The sequence below is a fragment of the Streptomyces sp. NPDC020875 genome (genome assembly GCF_040641415.1).
Taxonomy (GTDB): domain Bacteria; phylum Actinomycetota; class Actinomycetes; order Streptomycetales; family Streptomycetaceae; genus Streptomyces.
Map to the genome: position 1 here is coordinate 57,181 of NZ_JBFADP010000028.1, position 19,343 is coordinate 76,523.

General features: G+C 73.4%; 13 protein-coding genes. 9 read left to right on the forward strand and 4 right to left on the reverse strand.

All coding sequences use genetic code 11. From position 1 onward, the window contains the following. The first annotated feature begins 51 nt into the window (after positions 1-51). The 7 genes from AB0G74_RS18135 to AB0G74_RS18165 all read left to right on the forward strand — a co-directional run bounded on the left by AB0G74_RS18135 (position 52) and on the right by AB0G74_RS18165 (position 10,460). Positions 52-1,389, forward strand: a complete 1,338-nt coding sequence (locus AB0G74_RS18135) for a histidine kinase (RefSeq protein WP_361147140.1) — start codon at positions 52-54, stop codon at positions 1,387-1,389. Then, positions 1,374-2,030: a response regulator transcription factor gene (locus AB0G74_RS18140; RefSeq protein ID WP_361147143.1), complete on the forward strand. Its 657-nt coding sequence runs from the start codon at positions 1,374-1,376 to the stop codon at positions 2,028-2,030. Before AB0G74_RS18135 ends, AB0G74_RS18140 begins: the two co-directional genes overlap by 16 nt. A 212-nt stretch (positions 2,031-2,242) precedes the next feature. Then, on the forward strand, positions 2,243-5,365 hold the full coding sequence (locus AB0G74_RS18145) for an alpha-N-acetylglucosaminidase (protein ID WP_361147145.1): 3,123 nt from the start codon (positions 2,243-2,245) through the stop codon (positions 5,363-5,365). Between the two features lie 200 nt (positions 5,366-5,565). Then, positions 5,566-6,375, forward strand: a complete 810-nt coding sequence (locus AB0G74_RS18150; protein WP_361147147.1) for a TetR/AcrR family transcriptional regulator — start codon at positions 5,566-5,568, stop codon at positions 6,373-6,375. A gap of 371 nt (positions 6,376-6,746) precedes the next feature. Beyond that, positions 6,747-8,360 carry a glycoside hydrolase family 13 protein gene (locus AB0G74_RS18155; protein ID WP_361147150.1) on the forward strand — a complete coding sequence of 538 codons (1,614 nt, stop codon included), beginning with the start codon at positions 6,747-6,749 and terminating at the stop codon, positions 8,358-8,360. Between the two features lie 344 nt (positions 8,361-8,704). Further along, entirely contained in the window at positions 8,705-9,613 is a 909-nt protein-coding gene (locus AB0G74_RS18160; protein WP_361147153.1) for a phosphatase PAP2 family protein, read from the forward strand. Positions 9,614-9,878: 265 nt separating this feature from the next. Next, entirely contained in the window at positions 9,879-10,460 is a 582-nt protein-coding gene (locus AB0G74_RS18165; protein WP_361147156.1) for a dihydrofolate reductase family protein, read from the forward strand. A gap of 87 nt (positions 10,461-10,547) precedes the next feature. Here the strand turns inward: AB0G74_RS18165 and AB0G74_RS18170 are convergent, their stop codons facing one another. Beyond that, positions 10,548-12,245: an MFS transporter gene (locus AB0G74_RS18170; protein ID WP_361147159.1), complete on the reverse strand. Its 1,698-nt coding sequence runs from the start codon at positions 12,243-12,245 to the stop codon at positions 10,548-10,550. 212 nt (positions 12,246-12,457) lie between these two features. Between AB0G74_RS18170 and AB0G74_RS18175 the strand changes: the two genes are divergently transcribed. Continuing rightward, positions 12,458-15,970, forward strand: a complete 3,513-nt coding sequence (locus AB0G74_RS18175) for a BTAD domain-containing putative transcriptional regulator (protein ID WP_361147162.1) — start codon at positions 12,458-12,460, stop codon at positions 15,968-15,970. Positions 15,971-16,103: 133 nt separating this feature from the next. On the opposite strand, the gene AB0G74_RS18180 is transcribed toward AB0G74_RS18175, so the two are convergent. Beyond that, positions 16,104-16,337, reverse strand: coding sequence for a hypothetical protein (locus AB0G74_RS18180; RefSeq protein ID WP_361147164.1), 234 nt, complete (start codon positions 16,335-16,337; stop codon positions 16,104-16,106). A gap of 288 nt (positions 16,338-16,625) precedes the next feature. Between AB0G74_RS18180 and AB0G74_RS18185 the strand changes: the two genes are divergently transcribed. Continuing rightward, entirely contained in the window at positions 16,626-17,150 is a 525-nt protein-coding gene (locus AB0G74_RS18185; protein ID WP_361147167.1) for a carbonic anhydrase, read from the forward strand. Between the two features lie 104 nt (positions 17,151-17,254). Here AB0G74_RS18185 and AB0G74_RS18190 read toward each other — a convergent pair whose 3' ends face one another. Together AB0G74_RS18190 and erm are read right to left on the reverse strand one after the other, a co-directional pair. Further along, complete coding sequence (locus AB0G74_RS18190) at positions 17,255-18,349, reverse strand: ABC transporter substrate-binding protein (protein WP_361147170.1); 1,095 nt, start codon at positions 18,347-18,349, stop codon at positions 17,255-17,257. A gap of 219 nt (positions 18,350-18,568) precedes the next feature. Continuing rightward, complete coding sequence (gene erm / locus AB0G74_RS18195; RefSeq protein ID WP_361147172.1) at positions 18,569-19,342, reverse strand: 23S ribosomal RNA methyltransferase Erm; 774 nt, start codon at positions 19,340-19,342, stop codon at positions 18,569-18,571. Position 19,343: the final 1 nt, after the last annotated feature.

Genomic DNA, 19,343 nt, shown 5'->3' on the forward strand with positions numbered 1-19,343 from the left:
GGCTCATATGTATGACCGGCGGGCCGCGAACTGGACGAGGGGGAACGGGTCATGGGAACGACCGACAGGACATGGGCCGGGGCAAAAGCCGCGGGCCCGGGGTCCGGCGGGGAGCGAACGGCGCCCGGCGGCCGGGTGCGCGCGCTGCTGACGGCTCCGGCCCGGGGGCTGGCCCTGAGTCTGTACGCCCTGGTCGGCTCGGTCGCCCTGTTCGTCCTGGCCGTGGTCTCGATCGTGCTGATACCCGTGGGGGTGGGCGTGTTCGCCACCCCGCCCCTGCTTCGGCTCGTCCGGGCCCACGCGGGGCAGCGGCGGCTGCTGGCGGCCCGCTGGACGGGGATCCGGATCCCGGCCTCGTACCGCCCGTTCCCCCGCGATCTGCGGACCGGGGTCACGGGGCAGGTCGAGCGGTGCGCGCTGCTGTTGAAGGACGCGGCGACCTGGCGGGATCTGCTGTGGCTGCTGGTGGACATGACGGCGGGGGCGGTCATCGCCCTGCTCGCGTTCGGTCTCGCCGGACACGGGGTGTACGGGCTGCTGCTCGCCGGTGGCCTGTGGGTGCCGGTGACGGCGCTGGAGGAGCCCCACTGGTTCACCTTCGTACCGGTCGGCGGCTGGGGTACGGCCCTGCTCGCCGGGCTGGTCGGCGGCGGGCTGCTGACCGCGGGGCTCGCGTTCGGCCCGCAGCTGGTCCGGGCGCACTTCCTGGTGGTGGCGGCGGTCCTCACCCCGGACCGGCAGGAGCAGTTGGAGCGGCGGATCGACCGGCTGACGGAGACCCGGCACGACGCGCTGGACACGTCGGCGGCCGAGTTGCGCCGGATCGAGCGGGATCTGCACGACGGCGCCCAGGCCCGGCTGGTGGCGATGGGGATGGACCTGGGCGCGATCGAGGCGCTGGTCGAGAAGGATCCGGCGCGGGCGAAGCGGCTGATCGCCAAGGCCCGGGAGTCGTCGGCGGAGGCGCTGACGGAGCTGCGGGACCTGGTGCGCGGCATCCATCCGCCGGTACTCGCGGAACGGGGGCTGGGGGACGCGGTGAAGGCGCTGGCGCTGCGGCTGCCGGTACCGGCCGAGGTGGACGTGGAGCTGCCGGGCCGGATGGCGGCGCCGGTGGAGTCGGCGGCGTACTTCGCGGTCAGTGAGACGCTCACCAACGCGGTGAAGCACGCGGGCGCGCACCGGATCTGGGTGGACATCTCGTACGAGCGGGGCGCGCTGCGGATCGCGGTCACCGACGACGGCCGGGGCGGGGCGGTGATCGGCGCCGGATCGGGGCTGAGCGGGGTGGAGCGGCGGCTCGGTACATTCGACGGCGTCCTGGCCGTCAGCTCCCCCGCGGGCGGTCCCACCATGGTCACCATGGAGATTCCTTGCGCGTTGTCCTAGCCGAAGACCTGTTTCTGCTCCGCGACGGTCTGGTGAGGCTGCTGGAGGCGTACGACTTCGAGATCCTCGCGGCCGTCGAGACCGGTCCCGAGCTGAGCCGGGCGCTGGCCGAGCTGGAGCCGGACGTCGCGGTGGTCGACGTCCGGCTGCCGCCGTCGCACACCGACGAGGGGCTCCAGTGCGCGCTGGCGGCCCGGCGGGCCCGGCCGGGGCTGCCGGTCCTGGTGCTCTCCCAGCACGTGGAGCAGTTGTACGCGCGGGAGCTGCTGGCCGACGGGGTCGGCGGGGTCGGCTATCTGCTGAAGGACCGGGTCTTCGACGCGGACCAGTTCGTGGACGCGGTCCGGCGGGTGGCGCGGGGCGGTACGGCGATGGATCCGCAGGTGATCTCGCAACTGCTGTCGCGGCGGGCGCAGGACCGGCCGATGGGCGGACTCACCCCGAGGGAGCTGGAGGTGATGGAGCTGATGGCGCAGGGCCGGTCCAACGCGGCGATAGCGGCGCAGTTGGTGGTCACGGAGCGGGCGGTGGCCAAGCACACCTCCAATATCTTCGCGAAGCTGGGGCTTCCGGTCTCCGACGACGACAACCGGCGGGTGCTGGCGGTGCTGGCGTATCTGGACCGGGGCACCCGGAACTGACGCGGCGCGCCCGGCTTCCCCGCCGCCCCGGGGCAGCCGCCCGTGGGGAGTGGCGGCGGCAACTGAGGGTGCTCGTAGGGGCGCAGGAATAGCGGGCGGGTGGCGCGGTGGCGGCGGGGCGCGCCGCGGCCGGGTGCGGGGGCGGACAGCGGGTAACGTGCGCGGCGAAACCTCTGTGACACGGGTTACATCGTTTCGCGCCAAGGAGCCTGATGCTGGAGCTGTCGAGACGTACGGTTCTGGGTACCGCGGGAGCGATCGGCGCAAGCGCCGCCGTCGCCGGGCCCGCGGCCGCCGCCCCCCGTACGACCCCCACCGGCCGTCCGCCGCACCGCGTCGCACCCGCCGCAGCGCCCTCGGTCGCCGCAGCGCCCTCGGTCGCCGCAGCGCGGGCCGCGGTGCGGCGGCTGCTGCCCCGTCACGCCGATCAGTTCCGGCTCGCCCTGACCGACGGGCCGGAACGTTTCTCGGTGACCGGTGAGACCGGCCGGATCTCGGTCACCGGCACCTCGCCCGCGGTCGTACTGACCGGGGTCCACTGGTATCTCAAATATGTCTGCCGGGCCCATATCTCCTGGTCCGGGAGCCGGCTGGGGCTGCCGGAGAAGCTGCCCGCGCCCCGTGCGGCGCTGGAGCGGTCGGCGACCGTACCGCACCGGTTCGCGTACAACGACACCCACGACGGCTATACCGCGCCCTACGCGGACTGGGCCCGCTGGGAGCGGCTGATCGACGTCCTCGCCCTGCACGGCTGCAACGAGGTACTGGTCACCCCGGGCCAGGAGGCCGTCTACCAGCGGCTGCTGACGGACTTCGGCTACTCCGCCGCCGAGGCCAGGGCCTGGCTTCCGGCCCCCTCCCACCAGGCGTGGTGGCTGTTGCAGAACATGAGCGAGTACGGCGGCCCGGTCTCCGCCGAACTCCTCGCGGCCCGGGTCGAGCTGGGCCGCAGGATCGCCGACCGGCTGCGCGAACTGGGTATGCGGCCGGTGTTCCCCGGCTACTTCGGTACGGTCCCCGACGGTTTCGCCGCCCGCAATCCCGGTGCCCGGGTGATCCCCCAGGGGGTGTGGAACGGGCTGCGCCGCCCCGACTGGCTCGATCCGCGTACCCCGGTCTTCCCGAAGGCCGCCGCCGCGTTCTACCGGCACCAGCGCGCCCTGTTCGGGGCCTGCGACATGTTCAAGATGGATCTGCTGCACGAGGGCGGCAGCGCCGGGGACGTGCCCGTCGCGGACGCGGCGCGGGCCGTGGAGCGGGCGTTGCGCGCCGCGAGCCCGGCCGCGACCTGGGTGATCCTCGGCTGGCAGGCCAACCCCCGGCGGGCTCTGCTGGACGCGATCGACACCGGGCGGGTGCTCATCGTGGACGGGCTCTCCGATCTGGACACCACCACCGACCGGGAGGCCGAGTGGGGCGGTACGCCGTACGCCTTCGGCACCATCCCCAACTTCGGCGGCCGGACCACGATCGGCGCCAACACCGACCGCTGGACGGCCCGGTTCACCGCGTGGCGGGACCGGCCGGGCAGCGCGCTGGTGGGCACCGCGTACATGCCGGAGGCGGCCGAGCGGGATCCGGCGGCCCTCGAACTCTTCTCGGAGCTGGCGTGGCGGCGGGAGAAGATCGACCGGGACGCCTGGTTCCGGGAGTACGCGCGGATCCGCTACGGGGCCGCCGACCCGGCGGCCGAGGCGGCGTTCGGCGCGCTGGCGGCCACCGCGTACAAGCTGACCAGTACGGACGGCCGGCCGCACGACTCGCACTTCCTGCGTCGGCCGAGTCTGACGTCGGCCATCGGGACGGCGTTCGACCCGGCGGGCTTCGACCGGGCCTTCGCGAAGCTGCTGGAGACGGGTGCGGGGCTGCGGGGCTCCGACACCTACCGGCACGATGTGACCGAGTTGGCGCGGCAGGCGCTGGCGAATCGTTCGCGCACCCTCCAGTTCGCGTTGCGGGCCGCCCACGCGAGCCGTGACGTGACCGCGTTCCGGGGGGTCGCGGCGGTCTGGCTGCGGCTGATGAGACTCGCCGACACCATGGCGGGCTGTCACCGTTCCTTCCTGCTCGGCCCGTGGCTGGAGGACGCCAAACGGCTGGCGACCAGCCCCGCGGAGGCGGCGGTGCTGGAGCGGACCGCCCGGACGCTGATCACCACCTGGGCGGACCGGTCGGCCGCCGACGCGCTCTCCAACTACGCCAACCGCGACTGGAACGGGCTGATCGCCGATGTCCACATCCCCCAGTGGGAGGCGTTCCTGACCGAGGCCGGGGACGCCCTGGCGGCCGGGCGGGCCCGGAAGACCTTCGACTGGTACCCGGCCGAGAAGGCGTGGACCGAGGGCCGCGGGGCCTATCCGACCGCGCCGACCGGGGACGCGTACCGGACCGCCGTCCGGGTCCGGGACGCGCTGGCCGCCGCGCCTTACCAGGGGGTGACGACGGTGACGACGGACCCGCCCGCCTTCCGGCCCGGCGGCACGGGACGGCTCACCGCCGTCTTCCGCAATCTCAGCGGGCTCGCGGCCACCGGCAAGGTCGAACTGACCCTCACCGGCGCCGGACTGTCGCCCGGCGCGCCCGCCGCCCGGACCCTGGCCGGGGTCGCCGCGGGCTCGACGGGCTCGGTGTCCTGGCCGGTCACGGCCCCGGACGAGCCGCTGACCGAGCCGCTGCGGGCGCTGCCGTACCGGCTGAAGGTGCGGTACGGGCCCGCGGGCGGGGAGACCGTTTCGGTGACCCAGAAGGGCGAGGCGCACATGGCGGCGCCGCTCGCCGCGGGCTGGCGTACCCACAGCAACAACGCGGCCGTCTTCGGCCAGCTGGGCGACCGGTTCGCGGTCAACGGCGGCGGGACGGACCTGTGGCGGGGGACCGCGCACTTCGGTACGGCCTACCGGGCGGGGGTCTTCCGGCCCGGTTCGGTCGCGGTGGTCCGGGTCGACGCGCAGGCCGCCACCAGCGGCTGGGCCCGGGCCGGGATCATCGCCGGAAACGGCCTCGACCGGGCGGGGGCGCCCGGATTCGTCAATCTGGCGGTCACCCCGGGCCAGGGCGTGGTGCTCTCGTACGACTCCAACGGCGACGGCACCCTCGACACCTACCGGCGGATCACCGGCGTCAAGGCACCGGTCCTGCTGCGGCTGACCCGGGGCACGGGCGCCGCCTACACCGGGGAGTTGTCGGCCGACGAGGGCGCGACCTGGCGGACGATCGCCACGGTGACCGCGCCCGGGGCGGCGTACGGCCAGGACGTCGGTTTCTTCATGACGGCCATGAACGGCGGCAGCGGGGCGCGCGGGACCGTACGGTTCAGCGGCTGGTCGCTGCGGTAGGACCGGCACCCGGTCATACCGGCGGGGCGCAGTCGTACCGGTGCGGCCCGGTCGTACCGGCGGCGCGCGGTCATACCGGTGAAGTCCGGTCGTACCAGCGGGGTTCCAGTCATACCGGTGCGGCCCGGTCGTACCGGCCGGGCCGCCGGTGTTCGACCTCTAGAACAGATGAACGCACCGCCATGGGTACGCTGGTGGTCATGACGACCGGGGTGCGGCGCAGAATGGGCGTCGAGGAGCGCAGGCAGCAGTTGATCGGCGTGGCGCTGGAACTCTTCAGCGCCCGCTCGCCCGACGAGGTCTCCATCGACGAGATCGCCTCCGCCGCCGGGATCTCCCGGCCGCTCGTCTACCACTACTTCCCCGGCAAACAGAGCCTGTACGAAGCCGCGCTGCGCCGGGCCGCCGACGATCTGGCGCGCCGGTTCGAGGAGCCGCACGAAGGGCCGCTGGGCGCCCGGCTGCTACGGGTGATGCGCCGCTACTTCGATTTCGTGGACGAGCACGGCCCGGGGTTCTCGGCCCTGATGCGCGGTGGGCCCGCGGTCGGTTCGACCAGGGCCAAGGCGATGATCGACGAGGTGCGCCAGGCCGCGTACGAGCAGATCCTGTCCCATCTCGGGATCGCCGAACCGCCGGTACGGCTGGCGCTGGTGATCCGGTCCTGGGTGTCGCTGGCCGAGTCGACGGCCCTCCAGTGGCTGGACGGGCGGCGGATCCCGCGCGGTGAGCTGGAGGTTCAGCTCGTCCATGACTTCGCGGCGCTGTGCGCGGTGAGCGCGGCCTTCGACGACGAGATGGCGGCCCTGGTCGGCGGGGTGCTCACGGACGAGCCCGCGGACGGGCCGTTCGGGCAGTTGCTGGTACGGCTGACGCGGCTGGCGCCCTCGGCACCATCGGCACCGGGCAAGCGTCCCGAGTCGCTTCCGAACCCGGCCCCGAACCTTCGTACCGGCCCGGCTCCGGATCCGCTCCCGGCCCCGGCCGGAGCCGTACCACCGCCCCGATAGCCGGTCCGGTCACCACCGGCACCACGACGACCGCCCGGCGTCCTGGTGCGAGGCGGCGTACCCGTACACCCGTCGCCGTACCCCCGCCCGCCTGCCCGCCCGGCCGCCGCGAGCGGTCGCGGTCCCGCACGGCCGGTTCCAGGCCCTCCCCATGAGTTCCCCCGGGCTCCCACCGGCTTCCCGCCGGGCGTTTTCGCGAGCTCCCGCGCGCCCGGACCGTATCCACGCCGGGACGATGCGCGTTGACCATCGGCGTACGGGGCAGAACCTCCCCGGTACCTGCCGCACATCGGCCGACATCCCCATAGATCACCACAGTTCACAGTTGACACCGCTGATAACTGTTTCCATAGATTTCAGAGGGAACGTACATGACCCAGGAGCTTGCTCCCATCCGTCGCGACCACTCCCCCGCCGTCTCCTCCGACTGGTGGCGGGACGCCGTCATCTACCAGGTGTACGTACGCTCGTTCGCCGACAGCGACGGTGACGGCATCGGCGATCTGCGGGGCGTCCGCGACCGGCTCCCCCATCTCGCCGGGCTCGGTGTCGACGCCGTCTGGCTCACCCCCTTCTACGCGTCGCCGCAGGCCGACGGCGGCTACGACGTGGCGGACTACCGGGCCGTTGATCCCCTCTTCGGCGTTCTCGCCGACGCCGACGACCTGGTCCGCGAGGCCCACCGGCTGGGGCTGCGGGTGATCGTCGACATCGTCCCCAACCACACTTCCGACCGGCACCCCTGGTTCCGGGCGGCCCTCGACGGCGGCCCCGACGCCCCCGAACGGGCGCTCTACCACTTCCGGCCGGGGCGCGGCCCGGACGGCGCGCTGCCGCCCAACGACTGGGAGTCGGTCTTCGGCGGCCCGGCGTGGACCAGGACCGGCGACGGCGCCTGGTACCTCCACCTCTTCGCCCCCGAGCAGCCCGATCTCAACTGGGAGCAGCCGGCCGTCCGCGAGGAGTTCGACTCCGTCTTCCGCTTCTGGCTCGACCTCGGTGTCGACGGCTTCCGGATCGATGTCGCCCACGGCATGGTCAAGGCCGCCGGGCTGCCGGACATCGGGCTGCGGGAACAGGCGAAGCTGATCGGCGCGCAGGTGCTCCCCTTCTTCGACCAGGACGGTGTGCACGAGATCCACCGCGCCTGGCGGCGGCTGCTCGACGGCTACGACGGGCAGCGGATCGGGGTCGCCGAGGCATGGGCGCCGACCGCGGAACGGCTGGCGCTCTACGTCCGCCCCGACGAACTGCACCAGGCGTTCAACTTCCAGTTCCTCACCTGCGCCTGGGACGCCGGGGCGATGCGCCGGGTCATCGACGGTTCCCTGGCGGCCACCGGGTCGGTGGGCGCCCCGACGACCTGGGTGCTCTCCAACCACGACGTGGTCCGGCACACCACCCGCTACGGCGGCGGGGAGCGGGGGCTGCGCCGGGCCAGGGCCGCCGCGCTGCTCACGCTGGCGCTGCCCGGCTCGGCCTATCTGTACCAGGGCGAGGAGCTGGGGCTGCCGGAGGTCACCGAGCTGCCCGACGCGGTCCGTCAGGACCCGGCCTTCTTCCGGGGCGACGGCCAGGACGGGCTCCGCGACGGCTGCCGGGTGCCGATCCCCTGGTCGGGGACGAGCCCGCCGTACGGCTTCGGACCCGGCGGCAGCTGGCTGCCGCAGCCCCCGGCATGGGCGGGACTCTCGGTGGCCGCCCAGACCGGGGACCCCCGGTCGACGCTGGAGCTGTACCGCTCGGCGCTGGCGCTCCGCAAGGAGCTGCCCGGCCTCGGCGACGGCGGCGCCCTGGAGTGGCTGGCGGCCCCGGCCGGGGTGCTGGCCTTCGCCAGGCCGGGGGTGGTCTGCACCCTGAACACCCTGGACACGGAGGCGGAGCTGCCGGTCCCGGGCCGTCCGCTGCTCTCGTCGGCGGCCCTGGAGTTCGGCGGGGGTACGGTCAGGATCCCGGGCGCGGCCTGTGTCTGGTGGGCGGTCTGAGACGGGTCCGGCACTCCCCGTACCCGCCGGAGGGCGGCCGGGTCGTGGCCCCGGTACCGCCGGGGACGTACTCCGGGTACCCGCCCCGACCCGTCCCCACCCCGTCGGGTTCCGCCGGGTTCCGCCGGTTCCGCTGCGGCCGCGTACAGTGGTTCCGTCTGCCTGCCCGGGCTGGTGGTACACGGCTCGACGGCCTCCCCTGAGGGGGCGGCGGACATTCCTGACCAGGGCGATCCCCGAGAGGATCCCGGCCCCGGTGTCGTCCGCAGGGTGGAGAGTGTGCGCCCCGAACGGGACCGAGGGATGATCGGTCGGTGGGCGTGTATCTGGCAGACTCTCGTCCCATGGGTGAAACGACCGTGAAGACCATTGAAGGCCGGACCACCGGCACGTCACCCATGACGACCGACGAGTCCACCGAGGCGCGAGAAGCGGCCGGGGCCGCCGAGGCGCCGCGTTCGCGGTTCGCCCGGTTCAAGGAGCTGCGCTCACCCCGCCGCCCGCGGATATGGTTCGAGATCCTGCTGATCGCGGTGAGTTACTGGACGTACTCGCTGATCCGCAACGCCGTGCCGGAGCAGAAGGCGAAGGCGCTGGAGAACGCGGACTGGATCCTGAGCGCCGAGCGGGCCCTTGGCCTCGACTTCGAGCATGCGGTCAACCATGCGGTGAACTCCGTGACATGGCTGATCGTGACGATGAACTATTACTACGCCACGCTGCACTTCATCGTGACCATCGGCGTCCTGGTGTGGCTCTACCGCAGGCATCCGGGGCGGTACGCGGCGGCCCGGCTGGTGCTCTTCGCCACCACCGCCGTCGCCCTGGTCGGTTACTATCTGTATCCGCTCGCTCCCCCTCGGCTGATGGAGGGGCAGGGCTATATCGACACCGTCCTGGTCCACGAGACCTGGGGTTCGATGGCCTCGGGCGATCTGAAGAACATGTCGAACCAGTACGCGGCGATGCCGTCGATGCATATCGGCTGGTCGCTCTGGTGCGGGCTGATCATCTTCATGGTGGCCAAGGCGCCCTGGGCGAAGATCCTCGGGCTGCTCTATCCGGCCCTGACGCTGGTGGTGATCGTGGCGACCGCCAACCACTTCTGGCTGGACGCGGTGGGCGGGGTGCTCTGTCTGGGGTTCGGCTTCCTGCTGTCGTACCTCTGGTACGGATCGCTGCCGCACCGACTGCCGAAGGTGCCGGTACGCGAGCCGGAGCCGCGCCGCAGGATATGGCCCGTACGAACGTAATCCACCGGCGCCACGCGCCCGAGCTGCCATCACGGCGGGGCCGGACCCCATCCAGGGGTCCGGCCCCGCCGTCGTCGTATGCCCATCCCCTCCCCGCCCGGCCCCGCACCACCACCGGCTTCCCGGGCTCCGGCGGAATGCCCTTGCGCAACCACTACAGATGGAGCACTATGAATGAAGTGGTTCGGACGTCAGAGCGATCCGGACCCCGGGCGCCGCCTTGCCGGCGGCCGCCCTTCACAGTCATCCGACGAAAGGCACGCGCTTGCGCAAGCTCACCTACTTCATCGCCTGCTCCATCGACGGCTTCATCGGCGACCCCTCGGGCGACGCGAGCGCGATGATGAAGTACGTGGACGAGGAGGTACTCGCCCATCTCACCGGCGACTACCCCGAGACGATCTCCGCCGAGGGACGGCGGCTGCTCGGCTTCGACGCCCCGAACAAGCGGTACGACACCGTGATCCAGGGCCGGGGCAGCTATCAGCTCGGCCTCGACGCGGGGCTGCCCAGCCCGTACGGGCATATGCGGGAGTACGTCGTCACCCGCACCCTCACCGAATCGCCGCACCCCAATGTGGAGCTGATCGGCGCCGACCCGGTCGGCCGGATCCGCGAGCTGAAGGCCGAGGAGAGCGGTCTCGGCATCTGGCTCTGCGGCGGTTCGAAGATCGCCGGGGAGCTGATCGACGAGATCGACGAGCTGGTGATCAAGACCTATCCGATCGTCTACGGCTCGGGGATGCCGATGTTCGGGTCGGGGGCCTCCCTCACCGACTTCGCGCTGGACGAGGTCCGTACCTTCGGCAACGGGGTGCTGGTGCGGACGTACCACCGCGTCCGGTGAACCGCGGCCGAACGCCGCCGCCGGTGACCGTCCGCGCCTGCCCGGCGGGCGCGGACGTACCGGCGGCGGGGTACGGGAGGCTGCGCCTCAGCGGCTCGGGGCACCGGTCCGCTCCTGGCCGGGACCGGGGCCGAACCCGGTCCCGGCGACCGGACCGGGCCCCGACTCCGGGCCCTTCGGCGCGGCCGGGTCCGGTTCCGTCGTGCCGTCCGGGTGCGGCGGCTCCGTCGCGGCCGGGATCCCCCGGCCCGCCGCGCCGACCCGCCGCAACGCGGTCGCGGCGGCCACGGCGGTGACCACGGCCAGGGCGGCACAGACCACGGCGACCACGTTCAGCCCGCCGGTGTACGCCTCCCGGGCCGCCGCCACGACCTGGTCGCCCAGCCCGCCGGGCAGCTGTCCGGCCACCGTCAACGCGCCCTCGATCCCACCGCGTACGGTCTCCGACTGCTCGGCCGTCAGCCCGTCGGGCACCTCGACCCAGGCGGTGTAGAGCGCACCGCCGAGACTGCCGAAGGCCGCCAGACCGAAGGAGACCCCGAACTCACCGCTGGTCTCCCCCAGCGACGCGGCCGATCCGCTCTTCTCCGGCGGGGCCGAGCCGACCACCAGATCGGTCCCCAGGGCGCCGATCGGCCCCGTACCGAAGAAGCTGATCACGAAGCCGGTGACCAGCAGCGGCAGTCCACCGGCCGGATCGACGAACGCGATCACCAGATAGCCGGTGGCGGTGAGGCCGAGGCCGCCGCCGATGACGGCGCCCATCGGCAGCCGCCGGGTCAGGGTGGGCGCGAGGGTCGCGGCGACCACGGACGCCAGCGCCGACGGCACCATCCACGCCCCGGCCTCGAACGGCGAAAGCCCCTCCACCATCTGGAGATAGCCGGTGATGAAGAGATACATACCGCCCATCCCGGCCATCGTGAGCAGCAGGATCAGCAGCCAGGACGCCAAGACGGCGTGCCGGAAGAGCCCCAGGTCGAGCAGGGGATGGCTGAGCCGGCGCTGGCGGGCGACGAAGAGCGCGCCGACCGCCAACCCGGCGGCCGTCGCGAGCAGGGGTCCCGGCTCCCAGCCCGCCCGGGCGATCTCCTTCAGTCCGTAGATCACCGGCAGGATCGCGCCGAGGGAGAGCAGCACGCTCGGCAGATCCATCCGGCCGCCGTCCGGTGCCTTGTACTCCGGCAGTACGAGTGGGGCGGTGACCAGCAGGACCAGCATCACGGGGACGCCGAGGACGAAGACCGAGCCCCACCAGAAGTACTCCAGCAGCACTCCGCCGACGACCGGTCCGAGCGCCGTACCGCCCATGAAGCAGCTGGCCCAGACGGCGATGGCGCGGCCCCGCTGGTGCGGATCGCGGAACATGTTGCCGATCAGCGCCAGGGTGGACGGCATCAGGGTCGCGGCGGCGACACCGAGCAGGGCGCGGGTGGCGATCAGCATCTCGGCACTGGTCGAGAAGGCGGCCAGCAGGGACGCGGCACCGACGGCGACGGCCCCGGCCATCAGCAGCTTCCGGCGGCCGATCCGGTCGCCGAGGGTGCCCATGGTGACCAGGAAGCCCGCCATCATGAACCCGTAGATGTCCATGATCCACAGGGTTTGGGTGCCGGTCGGGGCGAGGGATTCGGCGAGATGCGGCAGCGCCAGGAAGAGGACGCTCTGGTCGAGGGCGAGCAGCAGGGTGGGCAGGGCGAGTACGGCGAGCCCGGCCCACTCCCTGGCTCCGGCCTTCGGGGGCGCCGTACCCGGGGCCGGATCGGGTGTCGGGGTCGAGGACATGGTCTTCCTTCCGATGAGGTCGTCGGCGGAGCCCCAGCGTGTGCGGCGGTGCTCTCGGTTCTCTCCCGGTCGTCTCTCGGCGGCTCCCGCCGAACTCCGGGTCCCGGTCCCGATCCGGGTCCCGATCCCGGTCGGGCGGGCGGAGGCGTACGACTCGGTGACCAGGTCGAAGGTCCGATGCGGGGCCCGCGGGGCCCGGTTAGCGTGAGGGCATGTTCTTCGGAGTGCTCGGCCCGCTGACCGTCCGGACGTCCAACGGGCGGGCGGTACGGGTGCCCGAGCCGAAGGTGCGGGGACTGCTCGCGGCCCTGCTGGTCCACCGGGGGCGGCCGGTCTCCGCCGACCGGCTGGTGGCCGACGTCTGGGGCGGTCGGCCGCCCGGCAATCCGGCCGCCGCGCTCCAGAACAAGGTCTGGCAGCTGCGCCGCGCGCTGGAGGCCGCCGAGCCCGGCGGCCGGGAACTCGTGGTCTCCCGCGCCCCGGGGTACGAACTGCTGACCGGCGGCGGGTCCGTGGACGCGGACCGTTTCACGGAGCTGACGGCCCGGGCCCGGGCGGCGGCCGGGCCGGGGGACCGTGCCGCGCTCTTCGCCGAGGCGCTGACGCTCTGGCGCGGTCCGGCCTTCGCCGACTTCGCCGACGAGGAGTTCGTCCGGGCCGATGCCGTACGTCTGGCCGAACAGCGGCTCACGGTACTGGAGGAGCAGGCGGAGACCCGGCTCGAACTGGGCGAACACGCCCTGGTCGCCGATGATCTCGGTGAGCTGGTGGCCCTTCATCCGCTGCGGGAGCGGCTGCGTACGGCGCATGTCCGGGCCCTGTATCTGGCCGGGCGGCAGGACGCGGCGCTGAACAGCTATACCGAGCTGAGGCGGCGGCTCGCCGACGAGCTGGGGGTGGATCCGGGTCCCGAACTGGCCGCCCTGCACCGGGCCGTGCTCGCCCAGGACCCGGCGCTGGCCGCCGTACCGGCGCCCGCGACGACCTCGGCCAGGCCGCCGTCGAACCTGCCCCGCGCGCTGACCGGGCTGATCGGCCGGGACGGCGACGTCACGGAGCTGCGGACGGCCCTGACCCGGCATCGGCTGGTGACCCTGACGGGTCCGGGCGGGGTGGGCAAGACCCGGCTGGCGCTGGCGGTGGCGGCCGGTCTGGAGGCCGTGTTCCCGGGCGGCGTACGGCTGGTGGAGCTGGCGGCGCTGGCCCCGGCGGCGGATCCCGGGGACACCGCCCCGGCCGAACTGGTCGCCGGGGTGCTCGGGGTACGGGACGACGTCGTCACGGCGGCGGGCGACGGCTCACCGGGGCCGCCGTCGGCGGCGGACCGGATCGCGACGGCGCTGGGCGGCCGTCCGGCGCTGCTGGTCCTCGACAATGTCGAGCATGTGGTGGAGCCGGTCGCGGCACTGGTGGCGGAGTTGCTGCCGGTGGCGCCGGGGCTGACGGTGCTGGCCACCGGGCAGTCGCCGCTACGGGTCGCCGGGGAGTGGCTGCGCGAGGTGGCGCCGCTGGCCGGGGCGGACGCGGCGGCCCTGTTCACGGAGCGGGCCCGGGCGGCGGCGGCCCGGCCGGTGATCGGCCCGGCCGACGCGGAGGCGGTGGCGGCGATCTGCCGTCGGCTCGACGGTCTGCCGCTGGCCCTGGAGATGGCCGCGACCCGGGTCCGGGTCCTGGGTCCGGCCGAGTTGGCCGCCCGGCTGGACGACCGCTTCCATGTCCTCGGTCCGGGGGTACGGGGCGCGCCCGCCCGGCAGCGCACCCTGCGGTCGGTTCTCGACTGGAGCTGGGAGCTGCTCGGGGAGCCGGAGCGCGCGGTGCTGCGGCGGCTCGCGGTCCATGCCGACGGCTGCGCACTGGCGGCGGCGGAGGCCGTCTGCCCGGGTGACGGTGTGGCGCGGCCGGAGGTGCCGGAGCTGCTGGCCCGGCTGGTGGAGGCGTCGCTGGTGGTGGTCGCTGACACCCCGGACGGGCCCCGGTACCGGCTGTTGGAGTCGGTCTCCGCGTACGGTCTGGACCGGCTGCGGGACCACGGCGAGCTGACCGGTGCGCGGATCGGGCACCGGGACTACTACACGGCGTTCGCCGAGCGGGCGGAGCCTCATTTGCGGGGGCACGGCCAGCGGCAGTGGCTGCGGCTGCTCGACGCCGAGCGGGCGAATCTCCGTACGGCCCTGGACGGTGCCGAGCGGGACGGCGACGCGGACCGGGCGCTCCGGCTGGTCAACGCCCTGACCTGGTACTGGCGGTTGCGCGGCCGGTACGCGGAGGCGGCCCGTCGGCTGGAGCGGGCCCTGGCGGTCGCGGCGGCGACGGGGTACGGATCGGCCCCGGCGGACCCGGGCCCGGCGGCGGCCGTGCGGGCGGTGGTACGGAACGCGTCGCCGTACGGCGCTCCGGCCACGGATTCCGTTGTCCGCCTCCCAGGGGCGGCACTCGCGGATTCCGTAGCGGGGCACTATGGACGGGCCGCTGCGGATTCCGCTCCCGGCGGGTCCGGGACGGGCGGCGGCCCCGCCGGGAGCGGCCCGGTCGCCGGGGGGACGGCTTCGGTCCCCCTGGGGCCGGAGCGGCGGCGGGCGATCGCGGCGGCGGCGGCGCGGCTGGGCGGGATGCGGCTGGCCCTGGCCGGTACGGCGGACCCGGAGGCGGAGTACCGCGCGGCGCTGTCGGCGTACGACGGCGTACCGGACCCGGCCGGACTGGCCTGGGCGCGCTGGTTCCTGGGCTCCCATCTGTACGGCGTCGGGGACCCGGGCCCCGGCCGTGAGCTGGCCCGGGCCGCGCTGGCCGGGTTCCGGGGGCTGGGCGACACCTGGGGTACGGCGGCGGCGCTGGCGAGTCTGGCGTTCCAGGCGAAGCTGCGGGGCGACTTCACGGCGGTCCGCGACCTGGGTGAGCGGAGTCTCGCGCTCTTCGGCGAGCTGGGCGACGGCTGGGGGCGGCTCCAGGCGCTGGTGGCGCTCCAGACCAGGGCGGAGGCGCTGGGCGAGTACGCGGACGCGGCCCGGCTCCACCGGGACGGGCTGCGGACGGCGGAGGAGCTGGGGCTCTGGCCCGATGTGTCGTTCCAGCTCTCCGGGCTCGGCCGGATCGCCCTGCTGACCGGGGATCTGCCCCGCTGCCGTGAACTGCACGAACGGGCCCGGCGGCTGGCCGTGGAGCAGGGCGATGTCTTCGGGGAGCAGTACGCGGAGATAGGGCTGGCGCTGGGCGCCCGGCGCGAGGGGCGGCTCGGGGACGCCGAGGAGCATCTGCGGTCCGTGGTCCGGCTGCACGGCGAGATGGGGTACGAGCCGGAGGTGCCGCCGCTGGTCCTGGCGGAGCTGGGCTTCGTGGCCGAGGCCCGGGGGCTGGCCGGGGAGGCGCTGCGGCTCCAGTCGGAGGGCTTGGCGGTGGCGCGTACCGGGGGCGATCCCCGGGCGGTGGCCCTGGCCCTGGAAGGGCTGGCGGCGGCCCGGCTGCTGTCGGGCGACGCCGCGCGGGCGGCGGCGCTGCTGGGCGCGGCGGCGGCGCTCCGGGAGTCGGTGGGCGTACCGCTGCCGTCGGGTGAGCGGGGCGATGTGGCCCGGGTGGAGGCGGGTGCCCGGGCGGAGCTGGGCGGGCCGGGCTACGAGCGGGAGTTCGCCCGGGGCCGTACGACGCCTCCGGCGGACCGGGGCGGAGCGATGGCGGTGCCGTCCGGGCTCGTGGTCGCCCCGGTGGAGACGATCGCCGAGGCGGGTTAGGGCCTCTCGCCGGTCATCCCAGCGGCCGGTCATCCGTCCGTCCGAGGGCCGGGGGTGCGCCGACCGCCTCCGCAGGGGGGCGCGGAGGACGGCCGTCCGTGCGTACGGGAGATCGCGCGGGGGTCGCGCGGGGTCAGCGCCGGACCCAGAGCTCCCACACACCGGGCTTGTAGGGGAAGGGATCACAGCGGTAGATCACACCCCACTTGTGGGCGCCCGCCTGGCCTGCGGTGTTGCAGGAAAGCAAGCTGGAGTGGTGGCTGTCGACGTACCACACGAAAGTCGCGGACGAGGTGGGGGCGGTGGAGAGGACGAGACCGAAGGACGCGGCAACGGTCGCCAAAGCGAGTCCGAGACGTTTCACCATGGACGCAACTCCTCTGTTCGAGTACAGAAGTGACGTTTCCCCCGGGGAAGGGCTCAGTGCGGGAAGCAACGTAACCGTGTCACCAGGGACCGCACAAGAGGTCTACACCAGTAGACTTCCACCCTTCTTCGGATCAGATGTGAAGCCGACCCGCCGCTCTGGGCCGTCGGTGGCGTATCCACGCCAGAAACTTTCCTGTTCGAATTCCGGATGGGTAGGTTCTCTCAGGGGACGGAAAACGCACCTATCCGGACGATGCTGTCCGGCTTCCGGAATTGAGAGAATTCGATGCCAAATACACGCGAAGACGCCGGACGCTCCGTGGTGGACGAGTATCTCGCCAACAACGTCAGATACGCGGCCTCGTTCGGCGGCCCGCACGCCCTGCCGCCGGCCCGCCGCCTGGCGGTCGTGGCCTGCATGGACGCCCGGCTGGACATCTTCGCGATCCTGGGCCTCAAGGAGGGCGACGCCCATATCGTGCGGAACGGGGGCGGTGCGGTGACGGAGGACGCCATTCGGTCCCTGGTGATCAGCCAGCGGCTGCTCGGCACCCGCAGGATCATGCTGATCCATCACACCGACTGCGGAATGCAGACCTTCAAAGACGATGAATTCAAAGCCGAGCTGGCGGCCGACACGGGAATCCGTCCGCCGTGGTCACCGGAGTCCTTCGCCGATCTGGACGACGACGTCCGCCAGTCGATCCGCCGGATCGAAGCGGATCCCTTCATTCCGCACAAGCACTCCATCCGGGGCTTTGTCTTCGACGTTCACACGGGGCGCCTGAGAGAGGTGAGCTATCCGAAGTAATCGAGCCGGATGAGAGGAGAGTTACGGAAGTGGCGGACGAGGCGAAGGAATTCGATAAACCCTTCAGCCGCCACCCGCCCCGGCCGCGACTCCCCCTTCACCCGTCAGCCGGTGTGGAGCACCCGGAAGCGTCCCGGTTCGGCCGGATCCCGGTCGGCGACCTGGATCGGGGACCAGGCCCACTGCCAGATGCCGAGCCCCGGCGGGCGGGAGAAGCGGATCCGCCCCCGGGTGCCCTCGGTCTCGACCTCCGGCCAGCCCCCGGCGATCCGCGCCCGGTCGGTGCCCCGGGTCCGCAGCAGTTCGGCGAGGACCGCGATCGTGTCGTACCCCTCGAAGGCGACGAAGGAGGGCGACTCGCCCAGCCGTTCGGCAAGGACGGCCCCGACGCGTACGCCGAGGGGCCCCAGCCGTTCCGGGAGATAGCGGAGGAACGGGATCGCGGCGCCGTCGTCACCCAGCAGCTCCGCCCATTCGGCGAACTCGGGCTGTCCGGCGGGGGCGCCGATCAGCAGCCCGGCGAGCCTCGGATCGCGGCGGACGGCGGTGACGATCTCCACGGCCGGGTCGGGATGGCCGACGAGCAGCAGCAGCGCCGTGACGCCGCTGTCGGCGAGTTCGTCGCAGAGGGCCCCGGGGGTGCGGGGGTCCGGGCCGAGTTCGGTGACCGTACCGCCGTGGGCCGCGAAGTGGTCCCGCAGCACCTGGGTCCCGGTCGCCCAGTAGACGCTCGGCATGGTCACGACGGCAATCCGCCGATGACCGGCGCCGAGCAGGAAGTCCCCGTAGATCCGCCAGCCCCGGGACTGTGCCGGGGCGAGGCGCGCGATCCCTTCGGCCGGTCGGTCGGTGAGCGTGTCGAGCACCGCCGACGAGCAGAGATACGGCACACCGACGGCATCGGCCCTGGTGGCGACGGTCCGGGCGACGACGCTGTGGTACTCCCCCGCCAGGGCGGCCACCCCCAGCCCGGCGAGTTCGTCCACGGCGGCCCCGGCGCGGACGGGATCGGCCGCGGTGTCGCGGACGACCAGCTCCAACGGTCTGCCGTCGATCCCCCCGCCCTCGTTGACCTCGTGGACGCCGAACTCCAGCCCGGCGAGCAGTTGCCGCCCGGCCGTCACCCAGCCGGGCCGGGTCAGGGGAACGAGGGCGCCGATCCGTACGGACGGCGATGGCTGCATGGTTGTATCGGTCATACGCGGACGTCTCCCGGGTGGCGATGCGGTCAGGGTTCACCCGGAGCGTCGGCGGCCGGGGCGGGCCGGGCCGGGCGCTCCGGCGAATCATGCCGGTCATTGCATCCACCACCGTCCTGGTGGGCAACCGAATATGCCTCCCGGGCGCGTCGGCGACACCCCGAGGGGCCGTTCCCCGTCCGGTCCGGCCGGGGAACGGCCCGGGTCGTGGCCGCCCGGTCAGTCCCGGCGCAGCGCGTGGAGTTCGGCCCACTCCCCGGCGGTGAGGTGCTTCGGCAGGGCGTCGGCCGGGACACGGTGGTGCCGCAGCCACCCCTCGACGGTCCGCCGGGGCAGTTCGGGTACGGCGTGGCCGACGATCCGGGCCAGTCCCCGCCCCCGCCCGTTGAACACCCGGGCGACCAGGTCCTGATAGGCCGCCCGGTCGTGCTCGGCGACCAGGGGGCGTGGGCGCCGGGCCATGGTGAGCAGGCCCCCGTCGACGTTCGGCCGGGGCCGGAACGCGGCCGCGGGCACCCGGCCGACGAGCCCGAACTCGTACCAGGGCCACCACTGCGCGGTCATCAGGGTGGCCCCGCCGACCCCGGCCCGGCGCCGGGCGACCTCCCACTGCACCAGCAGGACGGCATCGGTCCACCCCGGGGACCGCAGAATCCGGCGGAGCATCGCGGTCGTCGCGTGGAAGGGCAGATTGCCGACGACGACATGCGGGGCGGAGGACTGCCGACGGCGGAGGAAGTCCCCCGTGACCACGGTGGTCGCGGGGCCGGTTCGGCGGCGCAGCCGGTCGGCCCGGCGGCCGTCGATCTCCACGGCGGTCAGTTCGCGCCCCAGCCCCTGGAGCGGCAGGGTGAGGGCGCCGTCCCCCGGCCCGATCTCCAGGATCGGCCCGCGGGTGCGGTCCACGAGACGGACGAAGGTGTCGATCACGGCCCGGTCGACGAGGAAGTTCTGGCCCAGTTCATGACGACCCGGCCGGTGGTGCGAGTGCAAG